This window comes from Thioclava electrotropha (assembly GCF_002085925.2).
Classification (GTDB): Bacteria; Pseudomonadota; Alphaproteobacteria; order Rhodobacterales; family Rhodobacteraceae; genus Thioclava; species Thioclava electrotropha.
Genome location: NZ_CP053562.1, coordinates 715,418 through 730,353, shown reverse-complemented (window position 1 = coordinate 730,353; position 14,936 = coordinate 715,418). Strand labels below are relative to the sequence as shown.

Below are 14,936 nucleotides of genomic sequence, written 5' to 3'. Positions count from 1 at the left end.
CTCCACGGAAAGAATGTGCCCCCGCCGCAATGGGCGGGGGTCGAGAGGTCAGATCACTTCGTCGCTTGAATGCGCGCCACCAAATCCTTCGCCTCGGGCGTGGTCACGTATTTGTCGTAGACCGGCTTCATCGCGTCGATGAAGGGCTGCTTGTCGATGTCCTTCACGACTTTGACGCCAGCCGCTTCGACCTTGTCCTCGGATTTCTTTTCCTGCTCGGCCCAGAGCTTGCGCTCGAGCGTTTCCGAGTTCTTCGCCGCCGCCTTGATGACATTCTGATCTTCGGGGCTCAGCTTGTTCCAGGTCGTGAGCGACATCGCCACCAGTTCCGGCACCATCAGGTGCTGATCCTGCGTGTAATAGGGAGCGACTTCGAAATGGCCCGAGCTGTCATAGGAGGGCCAGTTGTTTTCCGCACCGTCGATGACGCCGGTCTGGATCGAGGAGTAGACCTCGCCATAGGGCATCGGCGTAGCATTGGCGCCGATCGCCTTCATCATGTCGACGAACACGTCGTTCTGCATCACGCGGAACTTCATGCCCTGAAGATCGTCGATCGATTTGATCGGGTGCTCGGAGTTGTAGAAGCTGCGCGAGCCTGCGTCGTAATTGGCCAGCTGCACCAGATCATGTGCCTCGAACGCCTTGCCGACTTCGGCGCCGATCGGACCGTCGAGCACGTGGTGCTGATGCTCGACCGAGCGGAACAGATAGGGCAGCGAGAACAGCTGCGTTTCCGGAACGATGTCGTTGAAGGTGCCGAACGAGGCGCGCACCATGTCGATCACGCCCAGCTGGGTCTGCTCGATCGTATCCTTCTCCTCGCCCAGCTGCGCGGACGGGTAGACCTCGATGCAGATCCGGCCATCGGTCTTCGCCTCGACCTCCTTGGCCATCGATTTCACCGCCTCGACGGTCGGGTAGCCGTCGGGGTGGGTGTCCGACGAGCGCAGGGTCATGTCGCAGGCCGACGCGGTCGTGACGCTGGCGGCCGAAATCAGCAGCGCAGCGATAGGTGTCAGTGTCTTTTTCATTACTTCTCTCCTCCCAGAAAGTGCTCAATCAGAGCTTGTAGGCTTGGCGTGCAAGCCTGTGTGTGAGGTCGTTGATGACCTCAGAAGCTTCCTCCTCCGTCAGCCGCCCGGTGGCGACCAAGTTGGCAAGGAATCCGGCATCGACCCGGCGCGCGACGTCGTGGCGCGCGGGGATCGACAAATAGGCACGGGTGTCGTCGTTGAAGCCGACCGTGTTGTAGAAGCCCGCCGTTTCGGTGGTCATCTCGCGATAGCGCCACATGCCCTCGAAGCTGTCGTGGAACCACCACGCGGGGCCGAGGCGCAGACAGGGATAGACCCCTGCCAGCGGCGCCAGCTCGCGCGCATAGGTGGTCTCGTCGAGTGTGAACAGGATGACGCGCAGCTCGGGGGTCTGCCCCACCGCATCGAGAAGCGGTTTGAGCGCGGCGACATAATCGGTGCGCGTCGGGATATCGCAGCCCTTGTCGCGCCCGAAGCGGGACAGGATAGGATCGGAATGGTTGCGCGACGAGCCGGGATGGATTTGCATCACCAACCCATCCTCGCAGGACAGCTTCGCCATCTCCGTCAGCATCTGAGCGCGAAACGCCTCGCGCTCCGCCGCATCCGCTTTCCCCGCGAGCACCTTGTCATAGAGCGCCTCCGCCGCGGCGCGATCCAGATTGAGCGTCGCGGCACTCGGATGACCGTGGTCGGTCGAGGTCGCCCCGAAAGACGCGAAATAGGCGCGCCGGTCGCGATGGGCGTCCAGATAGGCCGCGAAGGATGTGCCCGACTGCCCGCCAAGCTGGCAGAACGTCTCGACATTCTGCGCGAAGCCTTCGAAATCGGGATCCACCACCGGATCGGGGCGATAGGCGGTGATCACGCGCCCGCCCCACCCGCTTTCGCGGATCATCCGGTGCCATTTCAGATCATCGAGCGGACTTTCCGTCGTCGCGATCACCTCGATATTGAACTGCTCGAACAAAGCGCGCGGGCGCATCTCCGGGCTCTGAAGCGCCTCCGAGATGCGATCGTAATACATGTCCGCGGTGTCGGCGCTGAGCCGCTCGGTGAAGCCGAAGATCGTCTCGAACGCATGGTCCAGCCAGATCCGCGAGGGCGTGGCGCGGAACAGGTGGTAATGTTCCGCGAACAGCCGCCAGATCTTGCGGCCATCGGTTTCCGTCTCGCCGCCATCGACGCGCGGCACGCCAAGCGCTTCCAGCGGCACGCCTTGGCTGTGAAGCATCCGGAACACATAGTGATCGGGCGTCACGAAAAGCTGGGCGGGATCGGGAAAGGCTTCGTTCTGCGCATACCAGCGCGGATCGGTATGGCCATGGGGCGATATGATTGGGGCGTCCTTGATCATGTCATAGAGATCGCGCGCAAGGGCACGAACCCCCGGATCAGCTGGCAGCAGGCGATCTTTATTCAGCAGCACCATGGTCTATCGCTCCCCCCGTCGCTATTTTCTTAGGTGGACTACCACCGAACTAATAAACTAATATGCTAGAATACCCGGACCGTCAACGAGGAGTTCCGATGCCCGCGCCCCTGCCTTTGACCCAGCTTGATCAGAACGCACGCATGTCGGTCTCCGATGTCGTTTTCGAACATTTGCGCCAACAGGTTCTGGGGTTATCCCTGCCGCCGGGTACGAAGCTCTCGGAAGTGGAGGTCGCCAAGCAGATGGGCGTTTCGCGTCAGCCGGTGCGCGATGCCTTCTACCGTTTGTCGAAGCTCGGATTTCTGGTGATTCGACCTCAGCGCGCGACGACGGTGTCGCTGATTTCTCGCGATGCGGTGCTGCAAGCGCGCTTCATTCGCAACGCGCTCGAGGTTGAAACTGTGCGCGTCGCGGTCGCCGCATTGACCGATGAGGATCTCGCGGCGTTGCGCGATCTGATCGAGCAACAGCGTGCCGCAATGGAAAAGGGAGAGAAGACCAAATTCCACGAACTGGACGATCAGTTTCATCGCGAGATATGCACCCGGGCCGGGCTCGGCTTCACCTGGGAACTGATCGCCGAGAATAAGGGCCACATGGATCGCGTGCGGATGCTGTCGCTGTCTTTCGCCTCGCGCGATGCGTTCGACGATCACGTAAAGATTCTGAGCGCGCTCGAAAGCCGGGACCTTGACCGCGCGACACAGGCGATGCGCGATCACTTGTCGCGCATCCTCGATCAGATTGACCGCATTCAGGACGATCACACCGAGCTTTTCGAGGTCGCGCCTCACCAGAGCTGAGGTCGGGATGGTGTGATCGCCGAATACTTCGACCTGGGAACTCAAGGTCGACAAACGTGACGGCATCGGGCGTCTACCCAACCCCCGGCCCTTCGATCTCTTCCACGCGCGCCGGCTGCATCGCACCAACCCCGACCTCTCCAGCCCGCACGATAAGATCGAGAACAGCTTGGATCATCCAGTCCTCCTTGTTCTCACCGAGTTCCTTGAGAAACGCAGGCATGTCCTGCATCACGATATCGCCACCCGAGATTTCGGCACGACCCTCGGCAAGCGCAGCGATGACATCGCGCAGAGCGGCCTGCTTTTGCGCAAAATCCAGAGCTCTTCGGTCGAGCTCCGCGGACGTCCCCTGCATCTGTGCCGCAATCGCCTTGCGCGCGGCATGTTGTTTCGTCGTTAGCCGCGCTTTTCGCGGCCCGTCGCGCAACAACCCGCAAGGCGCTCCGACCGCCGCGTGATAGTTATTCTGGAACTCCCGCATGGCTGCACGATAGGCGGCTATCTCCGGAACCTCACCGCGCAGTTTTCGAGCCGCTTTCAGATGGGCACGGTTCTCTTCTTTCCACGCCGCAAGCGCCTTGGCATTCTCAGCGCCACCGCGCGACAGTCCGAGCGCCACGCATCGAGACGCGTGGCATTATGTACCTTGTTGTGCGCGATGGTCTCCGGTCGTTTACCAAGAGCCCGCTTGCGCGGTCTCGGCGGAAGCGCCTGGGGGATGGGGCGCGGGAGAGAGCAAATGGCCGAAGGAGTCTCGCAGGAGGCGCGCACCTCCGCGGCTGCGCGCTTGCCCGCATGCAGCTTGTTCGCATCGAGCTTCGGATCGTCGACATTGATCGCAAGGATGTGGAGGTGGACGTGGGCCTCATCGAGATGCAGCACGGCCACCCATTGAGTTCCCTTGGGCACGCGCCTTTTGAAATGCGTAAGCACCCGTTCCGCCCAGCTGAGGATTTGCGGACGATAGCCCTTCTCATCACGCCTGAAGGCCTCCACCGAAAGGGGGGGCGAGTGTATCTCCGTGTAAAGCGTCGCCGCATCCCGGCGCAGCCGACGCTGATAGCTCGTGCCTTTCGCACTTTTCACGGTCTCACGGATCGTCTCCACTTTCTCGGTCCAGAGCGCTTCGAGTTCTTCGAGCGTCGTCGTCCCGTCAAGCTTGGTGGGAGCCTTTGGCTCGGCGAAATGGCCCGAATAGCGTGGCACCCGCATCGCCTCGCCAAAGACCTGCTCGGCCGTGTTCACCTGCGCAGGCGCCCCCTTAACTTTGCGCGGGGCGGCCGAGTAACATTCGATATGGACGAACTGATAGCTCATGGATCACCTCTTCTCTTCCTTCGCTCTCACTCGAGGATAAGAGGGTGACCTGAAAAAACGGGCAGGACGGCGCACACGAAAAACGGCGCCAGGAAAACTAGCTATACGAAAGACTATAGTTAGCTTTTTTGAACGGCCGGATTGCGGGCCAGCGCGGCAGCGTCGGCTTATGCTCAAAAAAGGCGGCACGCGGGGGCACCATAGTTCGCCCCCCCCCGGGAAGGACTTCGCCCGACCAAAAATCGAAGGCCTCCCAAACGCAGCAACATCCTCAAGAGCGTGTAGCTTAAGCGACCACTTCAGGCTGTTCATCGTTCTGCCTGAAACGAAAGCCGACGAAACTCACGCAAGGTCCGCGGGCAGCACGCCCTCGGGGATGTTCTGGTAGCAGACCGGGCGCAGGAAGCGCCGGATCGAGAGCGTGCCGACGCTGGTCGCGCCGAAGTTCGTGGACGCCGGGTAGGGCCCGCCATGGACCATTGCGTCACAGACCTCCACGCCGGTCGGGAAGCCGTTGGCCATCACGCGGCCCGCCTTGCGCTCGAGCACCGGCAGCAGCTTGCGGGCAAGCTCCGCATCGCCGTCATCGAGATGCATGGTTGCTGTCAGCTGGCCCTCGAAGCCCTTCGCAAGATCGACCATCTGTGCCGGATCAGAGACCCGGACCACAAGACCGAGCGGCCCGAAGACTTCTTCGCCAAGCGCATGGTCCTGCAGATAGTTCTCGGCGCTCGTCTCGTAGAGGTTCGGGGAGGCGTTGCGGCCCTCTTGCTCGGTCGTCAGCACCGGAGTCACGGAATTGCGGGTATCGAACCGGTCCTTGCCGTCGCGATAAGCCTGCGCGATGCCGTCTGTCAGCATGACCTGCGGGCCGGAAGCCGACAGCGCTTCTTTCGCGGCGGCGACGAAGGCGTCGCCTGCCGGGCCTTCCTCGACCACGGCGATGCCCGGGTTGGTGCAGAACTGGCCCGCGCCCATCGTCAGCGAGCCTGCCCAGCCGGTGCCGATCTCGGCGCCGCGCGCCTTTGCGGCCTCGGGCAGCAGGAACATCGGGTTGACCGAACCGAGTTCACCGAAGAAGGGGATCGGCTCGGGGCGTTGGGCACACAGATCGAACAGCGCACGGCCCCCGCCCAAGCTACCGGTGAAGCCCACCGCCTTGATCAGCGGATGCTGCACGAGCCCTTGCCCCACGTCACGGCGTCCGCCCTGGATCAGACTGAAGACGCCTTTGGGCATGCCGGTCTTCTCGACTGCGGCCTTGATCGCCTCGGCCACGATTTCGCCGGTGCCTGGATGGGCAGAGTGGCCCTTCACCACGACCGGGCAGCCTGCGGCCAGCGCGGCGGCGGTGTCGCCGCCCGCTGTCGAAAACGCCAGCGGGAAGTTCGACGCGCCGAAGACCGCGACCGGACCGATCGGACGCTGCATCATCCGCAGATCCGGGCGCGGCAGCGGCTGGCGATCGGGGAGTGCCTCGTCATGGCGGCGGTCGAGATAGTCGCCGTTGCGGATGTGGCTCGCAAAGAGACGCAGCTGGCCCACGGTGCGCCCGCGCTCGCCATTCAGGCGCGCCTCGGGCAAACCGCTTTCCTGCGTGCCGATCTCGGTGATCGCCTCGCCGCGTGCGTCGATCTCGTCGGCGATAGTCTCGAGGAACTTGGCGCGGGTCTCACGGCTCGAATAGCCGTAGTCCCAGAATGCCTCCTCAGCTGCCTCGCAGGCCGCGTTCACCATCTCGACCGTGCCGACGCAGAACTCATGGCTCGGCCCATGGGCTGGGTCGGAAGAGAACGTTTTGTCGGTGCCGATCCATTCGCCGGCGATCAGGTGTTGTCCGTGCGGGGTGAAGGTCATGATGTCTCCTTGTTAATTCGTCACCGGGCCCGACGCAGAACGGCGTCGCAGAGACCCTTCGTTCAATGCGCGCGGTTTCAAAGAACCGCCGTCATGCCGCCGTCGATGTAGAGGATTTGTCCGTTCACGAAATCCGAGGCCGACGAGGCGAGAAATACCACCGCGCCCTGCAATTCCTCGGGCTTTCCCCAGCGCCCGGCGGGTGTGCGCCCGCGGACCCAGCTGTCGAAATCCTGATCTTCCTGAAGCGGGCGCGTCATGTCGGTCATCATGTAGCCGGGTCCGATGGCGTTCGCTTGAATGTTCGAGCCGGCCCACTCCGCCGCCATCGACCGCGTCAGCATTTTGACGCCCCCTTTGGCGACCGTGTAGGGCGCGACCGTGACGCGGGCGAGGTCGCTCATCAGCGAGCCGATATTGATGATCTTGCCGCCCCCTTTCGCGATCATCCGCGAAGCTGCTTCGCGGCCACAAAGGAATGCAGAGGTCAGGTTGGTATCGAGCACGCGCTGCCAGTCCGCCGCGCTCAGTTCCAACATCGGACGGCGCAACTGGATACCGGCATTGTTCACCAGAATGTCCGGGGTGCGCCCCTCCGCGTCGAGCCTCTCGAACGCCGCGCGCACGGCGGCCTCGTCGGAGACGTCGAAGGCCGCGGCGCTCACGTCGTAGCCTTGTTCGATCATTTCCTTTCGAGTCTGCTCGAGCCGTGCGGCATCAAACCCGTTGAGCACCACGTGCGCGCCCGCGGCCGCCAGCGCCTCCGCGAAGGTTCTGCCCAGACCGCGAGACGAGCCGGTGACCAGTGCGGTTTTGCCTGAGAGATCGAATGTGTTCATCGCCCTATCCTCGTGTCCGTGTCGTGACCAAAAAGGGAGAGGCGGGCCGGAGGACATGGCCCGCCTCTTGATCCGCCCGAGGGAATGGGCGGATCAGCTTGAGACTACATTACGCAGCCTCAGTTGCTGCTCGCTTTCTTCTCGGAGCGAAGCCCGTCGATCGTCTTCTGCACCCGATCGATGACGTCGCCACCGATTTCGTCGCGGTGCTTGTCGTAGACGACCTGCGACTTCTCACGCATGCGAGCCAGCTCTTCAGGCGAGACTTTGTTGAACTTGATCCCGGCCTTTTCCATCTTCTCGAGCGATTTCTTGTTGAGATCCTGGATCACGTTGCGCTCGACTGAGCCGCCCTTGACTGCACAGGTGCGCAGCGCATCCTGTTCGTCGGGATCGAACGTATCGAAGATCGGCTTCGAGAACAGGAAGAGGAAGGGCGTATACGCGTGCTTCGTCTCGCTGATATATTTCTGCACTTCGTAGAACTTCGAAGTGTCGATCGTGACATAGGGGTTTTCCTGTGCATCGATCGCGCCGGTCTCCAGTGCAGAGAACACTTCGCCGAAGGCCATCGGCGTCGCGTTGGCACCGAGATTGTCGAAGGTGTCAAGGAAGATATTGTTCTGCATCACGCGGATCTTGATGCCCTTGAGGTCTTCCCACTTGGTGATCGGACGCTTCGAGTTCGACACGTTACGGAACCCGTTCTCCCAATAGGCGAGGTTGACCAGCCCTTTGTCGGCCAGCTTGTCATTCAGGAACTTGCCGAAATCGCCATCCATGACGGCGTAGGCTTCCTCGTTGGTCTGGAACAGGAACGGCAGATCAAACACACCGAGCGCTGGTTCGATCCCGACAAGCGGCGAGGACGAGGTCACCACCGCGTCGAGCGTGCCTGAGCGAAGCGCCTGGGTCGCCTGAAGGTCGCCGCCAAGCGAACCGCTCCAGTAAGCCTGAAGCTTCATCTTGCCGCCGGTCTTGTCGTCAAGACACTGCTGCATCGCATCGACGCCATTATGCACCGGGTGGTTCTCGGCGACACCGTTGGAAATCCGGATCGTGCGGTCGTGGAATTCGGCTGCGGCAGGGCTTGCGACCGCTACCATCGTGCCAAGCAGAAGCGCTGCTTTAATTGCCTTGGTTTTCATTGTTTCCTCCCTTTGGAAATTAACGTTGGCAAATGTTGACCCGTGACCGGTCAGTAGAACCAATGTGCCGGAACGAGCACGATCTGCGGAAAGGCCACGAGAACGAAGAGCACCAGGATCTCGGCCACGAGGAAGGGCCAGACACCGATGATCACACGGCCAAGGGGGATCCTCCCGACCCCGCTGACCACGTTGAGGACGACACCGACAGGCGGCGTCAGAAGTCCGATGCAGCAGTTCATGATGAACATCACACCGAAGTAGATCGGATCGATCCCCGCCTTCTGCACCAGCGGCAAGAGCACCGGGGTCAGGATCAGGATCGTCGGCGTGAGATCGAGGGCGGTGCCGACCATAATAATCAGCACCATGATGAAGGCCATGAGCAGCTTCGGATGCTCGATCAGCGGTTCGATGATGCTGCCGAGCTCGGCGGGGATATTCGCCATCGTGATGAGCCAAGCCGAGACCAGCGCGGCACAGACAAGGAACATGATCGCCGCCGTTGTACGACCTGCCGCGATGAACACGCCCGGCAGGGATTTCAAGGTGAGTTCGCGATAGACGAAGAGCCCGACGAAGAGCGCATAGAAGGTCGCGATCACCGCAGCCTCGGTCGGGGTGACGACACCGAACTTGATACCGCCGAGAATGATCACCGGCATGCCAAGCGCCCAGATTGCGCGCATCCCTGCCCGGCCTTTCTCGCCCCAGCTGGCACGCGGCAGCGTCTCGGCCTTGTCCTTCCGGGCAACGAAGAGCCAAGTGACGATCAGCACGGTCCCCATCAGGACACCAGGTGCGATGCCAGCCATGAACAGCTTGGAGATCGAAAGGTTGCTCGCGACGCCGAAGATAATGAAGGCCATCGAGGGCGGGATGACCGGCGCGATCACGCCACCTGCGGCGATCAGGCCGGCGGAACGCGGCACGTCATAGCCGGCGCGGCTCATCATCGGCAGCAAGATCGCAGCGAGTGCGGCACTATCGGCGGCAGCCGAGCCAGAGATCGAGGCGAGGATCACCGCCGCCATGATGGCGACGATGCCCAGACCGCCGCGGATATGCCCGACGCAGGCGATCGCGAAGTCGATGATCCGGCGCGAGAGCCCGCCGGCATTCATCAGTTCGCCTGCGAGAATGAAGAACGGGATCGCGAGAAGGGTGAAGGTATTCGCCCCGATCGCCATATTCTGGGCGATGATCTGGGTGTTGAACATCCCCAGATATTCCATCAGCGCGATGCCGCAGAAGATCAGAGCGAAGGCAACAGGAACCCCGATGGCCATGGCGCCGATGAGCGCGACAAGAAAGACAACGAGGGTCATGATGCACGCCCCTCGATATCTTCAGCGTCATGATGTTGGCCTGCGAAGCGGGCGAACTCGGCGTCGCTCATCCGACCGGTCAGCAACCGGAAGAGCCGCTCGAGCGAGATGAGGATGATCCCGGCACCCGTGAACAGCCCGGTGCCGTAGACAAAGCCCATCGGCATCATCGTTACCGGAGCGCCCATCGTCATGTTGATCGGCAGCTGCTTCCATGTGCCGATAAAGAGCACCGCCGAACAGCCGATGATCACGATCTCGCTCAGCCCCATCAGGACCATGCGTCCGCGACGACCGAAGGCCGCGGCCACTGTCTCCATGCCCATATGCATATGGTGATGGTGTGCGACGACGGCGCCGATGAAGGTCAGCCAGACGAAGAAGAAGCGCGACATTTCCTCCGAGACGGCAATGCCGCTATCGAACGCGTAGCGCAGGATGACATTGAGAAAGACCATCAGAGCCATCCCGGCGAGCAGAAGCGCCAGCAGGATGTCGAGGCCTCGGTAGAAGAGTGCGATAAGTTTCTGCATCCGCTTACACCCTGTCGCCGAGGCCGCGGGCGACCAGGTTGGCAATCAGCGCGCGGCTGCCAAAGACCCATTCGGGACAGGCATCACAGCGAGCGACGCGGTTCACCAGAGTCCCGAGCCGCGGCGAAGCAATCTCGACCTCGTCGCCGGTCTCGTGGGTGAAGCCCTGCCCTGGCGCACGGCGATCCTGCACCGGCGCGAAAAGCGTGCCGAGGAACAGGACCGCGCCGTCGGGATATTGGTGGCTGCGATTGAGCATCTGCCGGGCGAGTTCGGCGGGCGAGCGGCTGATCGCCTCCATGCGGCTCTCACCCGCCATCTCGAACCCGTCGGTGCCGCGCACGCGCAGAGTGACGACCGCGGTCTCGACATCGGCGAGCGTGAAATGGTCGTCGAAAATCCGCAGGAACGGCCCGATCGCGCAGGAGGCATTGTTATCCTTGGCCTTGCCGAGCAGGAGCGCCGAGCGACCTTCGACGTCGCGCAGGTTCACGTCATTGCCCAACGTCGCACCAAGAATCGTGCCATCCGAGCGGATCGCCAGCACAATCTCGGGCTCGGGATTGTTCCAGTCCGAAATCGGGTGGATGCCGATCTCGGTACCGCATCCGACAGATGACATGGGCTGGGCCTTCGTGAAGATCTCTGCGTCCGGACCAATGCCGACCTCGAGATATTGCGACCAGAGGCCCATCTCCTGCAGCAGTGCCTTCACTTTCGCAGCGGCTTCCGATCCGGCAGAGATATCGCGCAGGTTCTCACCGATCACCGGAGCAAGCTTGGCGCGAATGTCCTGCGCGGCCTGAAGGTTGCCGCCGGCGCGTTCTTCGATCACGCGCTCCAGCATACTTTCAGCGAAGGTGACGCCCGCGGCCTTCACCGCCTGAAGATCGATCGGCGCCAAGAGATGACCGGCCTCGCCGGACATGAAACCCTCCAAAGCTCCGAGCACCGGCAGATCGTCGCGCCTCAGGCATGCTTGCAAATCGTCGCACTCCAGAAGCCCGGAAACCGTCGCTGCGATATGAGAAAGATCGTGCAGGATTCCGTTGCGCAGAACGGTTACGCAGGGCCCGCCTTCCGCCTTCGACCAGACCCGGCCGATCAGCAGGGCGCGTGCGTCATCCTCGGGCAAAATACGGCCCGTTTCCAAATTGAGCATAGGTGCCAATTCCCCCTCCATGTTGTCGGGCGCAGTATCTCCTCATACCGCACTGACATATGATGTCAGACAACACTACAACCTAAAATACAACCCCTATTCTGCGCCGCCTATGCGGCTCAAGCGTATGTGATGCTCAGCTTACTCGACGAACTCGAACTGCAGGCCGACACGCTCCGCGGAGTTGACCAGATGGCGCTGCATCGCGGCCCGTGCCGCGGCGGGATTGCGCGCTCGAATGGCCTCGCAAATCGCCCCGTGCTCTTCGATCGTCCACGCGATCACATCGTCGAGCTGCCCCTCGGCGCGCGCGATCGTAATGACATGGCTGATCCGCTCCGAGATCGCGGTGACGAATTGCACGAAATAGTCATTGCCCGTCGCCTCGGCGATGATGCGGTGGAAATCGAGATCGGCGGTGACGCCCGACTTGCCCCAATCACGAATACCCGACAGGCCCATCATCGCGGCGTCGAGCGCCGCCATCTGGGCCTCGGTGTGGTTCACTGCTGCGAGTGCAGCCGCTTCCATCTCCAGCGGCACGCGCACCTGATAGAGATCGTTGAAGGCGTGCCGGTCCATCTTCTTGCCGTCCTCGAGACGGATCTGGCGTGCTTTGCGCTCCACCACGAAGGCACCGACACCCTGTCGCGTCTCGACCAGCCCTTCGTTGCGCAGTTGCGCAATCGCTTCGCGCACGACGGTGCGGCTCACGCCGAAGGTCTTGGACATCGCATGCTCTGTCGGCAGCTTGTCACCGGCTTTCAGCACGCCATCATAAATCCGCTTGGCGAACTGCGTGGCGATCCGCGTTGGCAGGTGATCCGTGCGGGCAATCTGCTCGAACTCATTATCCATCACTCATTCCTCATCTCGTCCCAAGTCCGTCAACTTTCGAGGTCGATCAGACACCCGGGGTTCATCGTCAAATTTGGATCGATCGCCCGCTTGATCCGCCCCAGCAGATCATGCTGAACCGAAGACGCGCGCGCGGCGAAGTCGGCCTTCTTGAGACGTCCGACCCCGTGCTCTGCGCTGATCGAACCGTCATAGCGATCCAAGACCCCGTTGAGAACTGTTTTAGCTCGAAAAATCTGCTGATCGAGCGCCTCCATGCCCTCCGGGTCTGGCAGCACGTTCAGATGCACATTGCCATCCCCCACGTGACCGTAGGAGACGCAGACCGCCCCGGGCAAGGCTTCTCCGACCGCCGCCTCGGCCTCAGCGACGAACGCAGCCAGTTCTGAAAGCGGCACCGAGAGATCCGTGCGCAGATGTTTTCCGCGCCGCGCCTGCCCCTCGTTCATCCCCTCACGCACCAGCCAGATATTCTGCGCCTGAGCTTTCGACTGCGCGACCACGCCGTCGCGCACGAGCCCCTCTTCCATCGCCAGTTCGAGGAATTGAGAAAGAAGAGCCTCGATATCGACGAGACCCGAGCCCGAAAGCTCAACCAGCGCATAGGCGCGATGTGCGGGCTCAAGCGGCAACGAAAGATCGGGAATACCCTCGCGCGCGAGCGTGAATGCCTCAGCGGGCAGGAATTCGAAGGCCGACATCAGGTCACAGCACTGGCGACGCGCGAGACGGTAAAGCTCGATCGCGTCTTCTAGCGAGTCGAGCGCCAGCAACGCGGTCGAGACTTGGTCGGGTGCGGGCATCAGCTTGAAGGACACGGCCGTGACGATGCCCAGCACCCCTTCGGCTCCGATGAAAAGCTGCTTGAGATCGATCCCGCGATTATCCTTGCGCAGCCGACTGAGCCGATCGAGCACGCGACCGTCCGGCAGGACGACCTCAAGCCCGAGCACCAGCTCGCGCGTCATTCCATAGCGCAGGACGTTCACCCCGCCCGCATTGGTCGAGACATTGCCACCGATCTGGCAGGTGCCTTGCGCGCCGAGCGCGAGCGGGAAGTAGAGACCGGCCTCGGCCACTTCTTCCTTGAACGACTCGAGCACGACACCAGCTTCGACAACCGCCGTGAAATCCTGTGCGCTCAGGCTGCGGACCCGGTCCATACGCTCGAGCGACAACACGACCTGAGACTCAGGCGCATCGGGCACCGCGCCCAGAGCAAGTCCGCTACGCCCCCCCTGTGGCACAACGCCGAGCCCGAGCTTTGCACAGGCTCGCACGGCGCGGGATACGTCTTCGGTGCTCCGCGGTCGCAAAAGCGCAATGGCAGAACTGGTGATGTCGCCGTGCCAGTCCTGGCAATGGCGCGCGATCAGCCCGGCATCGGTCGAGACCATGTCGCCGTCCAGCATCGTGCAAAGTTCCTCCGCCGCCTCACCTTTCTGCATGCCTCTCCCCCCACTCTTGTTCTTCGTGCTCGCCCGTCGCCCCATCTCGACCAGCTGGACAAAAATGATTTGCATCCCGCATATATCTGGTTATCAGACAACATTACAACATTTTTGATGCTGGACTGCGAATTTCTCAGGGAGGAGACACGTTATGCACGCACTCATTGTCGGCGCGGCGGGAATGGTTGGCCGAAAACTCACCGATCGAATCGTCCGAGGAGCGCCGCTTCAGGGCAAATCGGTCGACCACCTGTCGCTGGTCGACGTAGTCGCCCCGGAAACGCCGGAGGGATACTCAGGCACCACCGATTGCCTGCAAGCCGACCTGTCCGAAGCAGGCACGGCAGAGAAACTGATCGCCGCGCGGCCTGATGTGATCTTCCACCTAGCCGCGATCGTCTCGGGCGAGGCCGAGAAAGATTTCGAAAAGGGCTACCGGATCAATCTCGACGGCAGCCGCGCGCTCTTCGAGGCAATCCGTCACGCGAACCTCGCCGATGGCTATCGTCCGCGGGTGGTCTTCGCCTCTTCCATCGCGGTGGTGGGCGCGCCCCTGCCCTATCCGATCCCCGACGAGTTCCACGCGACGCCCCTGACCAGCTACGGCACCCAGAAGGCGATCTGCGAATTGCTGCTGTCGGACTATTCGCGCCATGGTTTCTTCGACGGGATCGGCATCCGCCTGCCCACGATCTGCATCCGTCCGGGCAAACCGAATGCCGCAGCGTCAGGCTTCTTCTCGAACATCCTGCGCGAACCCTTGGTGGGTCAGGAAGCCGTGCTTCCGGTGCCCGAGACGATCCGGCACTGGCACACCTCGCCGCGCTCGGCAGTGGGTTTCATGATGCACGCAGCCGATATCGATCTGGATGAGGTCGGGCCGCGCCGCAACCTTTCGATGCCGGGTGTCAGCGCCACAGTCGGCGAACAGATCGAAGCCTTGCGCCGAGTTGCAGGACAAAAGGCTGTCGCCCTGATCCGGCGCGAGCCAGACGCGATGATCACCAAGATGTGCGAGAGCTGGGCCGCAGGCTTCGACGCGACCCGCGCCCGCCAGCTCGGCTTTACCTCGGAAGACAGCTTTGACGCGATCATCCAAGCGCATATCGAGGATGAACTGGAAGGTGCCGCGTGACACAGCCGCTCCCCAATATTGCTTTTCTGG

14 protein-coding genes are annotated in these 14,936 nt (G+C 62.1%); 2 read left to right on the top strand and 12 right to left on the bottom strand.

The window, feature by feature from the left end:
- Positions 1-53: 53 nt before the first annotated feature.
- Positions 54-1,034, bottom strand: a complete 981-nt coding sequence (locus AKL02_RS03710; protein ID WP_083079755.1) for a TRAP transporter substrate-binding protein — start codon at positions 1,032-1,034, stop codon at positions 54-56.
- Positions 1,035-1,062: 28 nt separating this feature from the next.
- Complete coding sequence (gene uxaC / locus AKL02_RS03705; protein WP_083079760.1) at positions 1,063-2,469, bottom strand: glucuronate isomerase; 1,407 nt, start codon at positions 2,467-2,469, stop codon at positions 1,063-1,065.
- Positions 2,470-2,567: 98 nt separating this feature from the next.
- Here uxaC and AKL02_RS03700 point away from each other — a divergent pair, with 98 nt between their 5' ends.
- Positions 2,568-3,275 carry a GntR family transcriptional regulator gene (locus tag AKL02_RS03700; protein WP_083079763.1) on the top strand — a complete coding sequence of 236 codons (708 nt, stop codon included), beginning with the start codon at positions 2,568-2,570 and terminating at the stop codon, positions 3,273-3,275.
- Between the two features lie 73 nt (positions 3,276-3,348).
- Here AKL02_RS03700 and AKL02_RS03695 read toward each other — a convergent pair whose 3' ends face one another.
- The 10 genes from AKL02_RS03695 to AKL02_RS03650 form a co-directional block, all read right to left on the bottom strand.
- Entirely contained in the window at positions 3,349-3,633 is a 285-nt protein-coding gene (locus AKL02_RS03695) for a hypothetical protein (RefSeq protein ID WP_133052005.1), read from the bottom strand.
- A 182-nt stretch (positions 3,634-3,815) separates the two neighbouring features.
- Positions 3,816-4,595 carry a relaxase/mobilization nuclease domain-containing protein gene (locus AKL02_RS03690; RefSeq protein ID WP_083079768.1) on the bottom strand — a complete coding sequence of 260 codons (780 nt, stop codon included), beginning with the start codon at positions 4,593-4,595 and terminating at the stop codon, positions 3,816-3,818.
- 342 nt (positions 4,596-4,937) lie between these two features.
- A complete protein-coding gene (locus tag AKL02_RS03685; RefSeq protein WP_083079771.1) occupies positions 4,938-6,452 on the bottom strand; it encodes an aldehyde dehydrogenase (NADP(+)) in 1,515 nt (504 codons plus the stop codon).
- A gap of 77 nt (positions 6,453-6,529) precedes the next feature.
- Entirely contained in the window at positions 6,530-7,291 is a 762-nt protein-coding gene (locus AKL02_RS03680) for an SDR family oxidoreductase (protein ID WP_078604208.1), read from the bottom strand.
- Positions 7,292-7,410: 119 nt separating this feature from the next.
- On the bottom strand, positions 7,411-8,439 hold the full coding sequence (locus AKL02_RS03675) for a TRAP transporter substrate-binding protein (RefSeq protein ID WP_078545523.1): 1,029 nt from the start codon (positions 8,437-8,439) through the stop codon (positions 7,411-7,413).
- 50 nt (positions 8,440-8,489) lie between these two features.
- Complete coding sequence (locus tag AKL02_RS03670; protein WP_078545521.1) at positions 8,490-9,767, bottom strand: TRAP transporter large permease; 1,278 nt, start codon at positions 9,765-9,767, stop codon at positions 8,490-8,492.
- Positions 9,764-10,300: a TRAP transporter small permease gene (locus tag AKL02_RS03665; RefSeq protein ID WP_083079773.1), complete on the bottom strand. Its 537-nt coding sequence runs from the start codon at positions 10,298-10,300 to the stop codon at positions 9,764-9,766. Before AKL02_RS03665 ends, AKL02_RS03670 begins: the two co-directional genes overlap by 4 nt.
- Before the next feature lie 4 nt (positions 10,301-10,304).
- Positions 10,305-11,462, bottom strand: a complete 1,158-nt coding sequence (locus AKL02_RS03660; RefSeq protein WP_108722445.1) for a fumarylacetoacetate hydrolase family protein — start codon at positions 11,460-11,462, stop codon at positions 10,305-10,307.
- Between the two features lie 141 nt (positions 11,463-11,603).
- The gene (locus AKL02_RS03655; RefSeq protein ID WP_078545515.1) at positions 11,604-12,320 is read right to left on the bottom strand and encodes a FadR/GntR family transcriptional regulator; all 717 of its coding nucleotides are present in this window, start codon (positions 12,318-12,320) and stop codon (positions 11,604-11,606) included.
- A gap of 29 nt (positions 12,321-12,349) precedes the next feature.
- Positions 12,350-13,768: an FAD-binding oxidoreductase gene (locus tag AKL02_RS03650; RefSeq protein WP_083079777.1), complete on the bottom strand. Its 1,419-nt coding sequence runs from the start codon at positions 13,766-13,768 to the stop codon at positions 12,350-12,352.
- A 154-nt stretch (positions 13,769-13,922) separates the two neighbouring features.
- Here AKL02_RS03650 and denD point away from each other — a divergent pair, with 154 nt between their 5' ends.
- A complete protein-coding gene (gene denD / locus AKL02_RS03645) occupies positions 13,923-14,906 on the top strand; it encodes a D-erythronate dehydrogenase (protein WP_083079779.1) in 984 nt (327 codons plus the stop codon).
- The last annotated feature ends 30 nt before the right edge of the window (positions 14,907-14,936 follow it).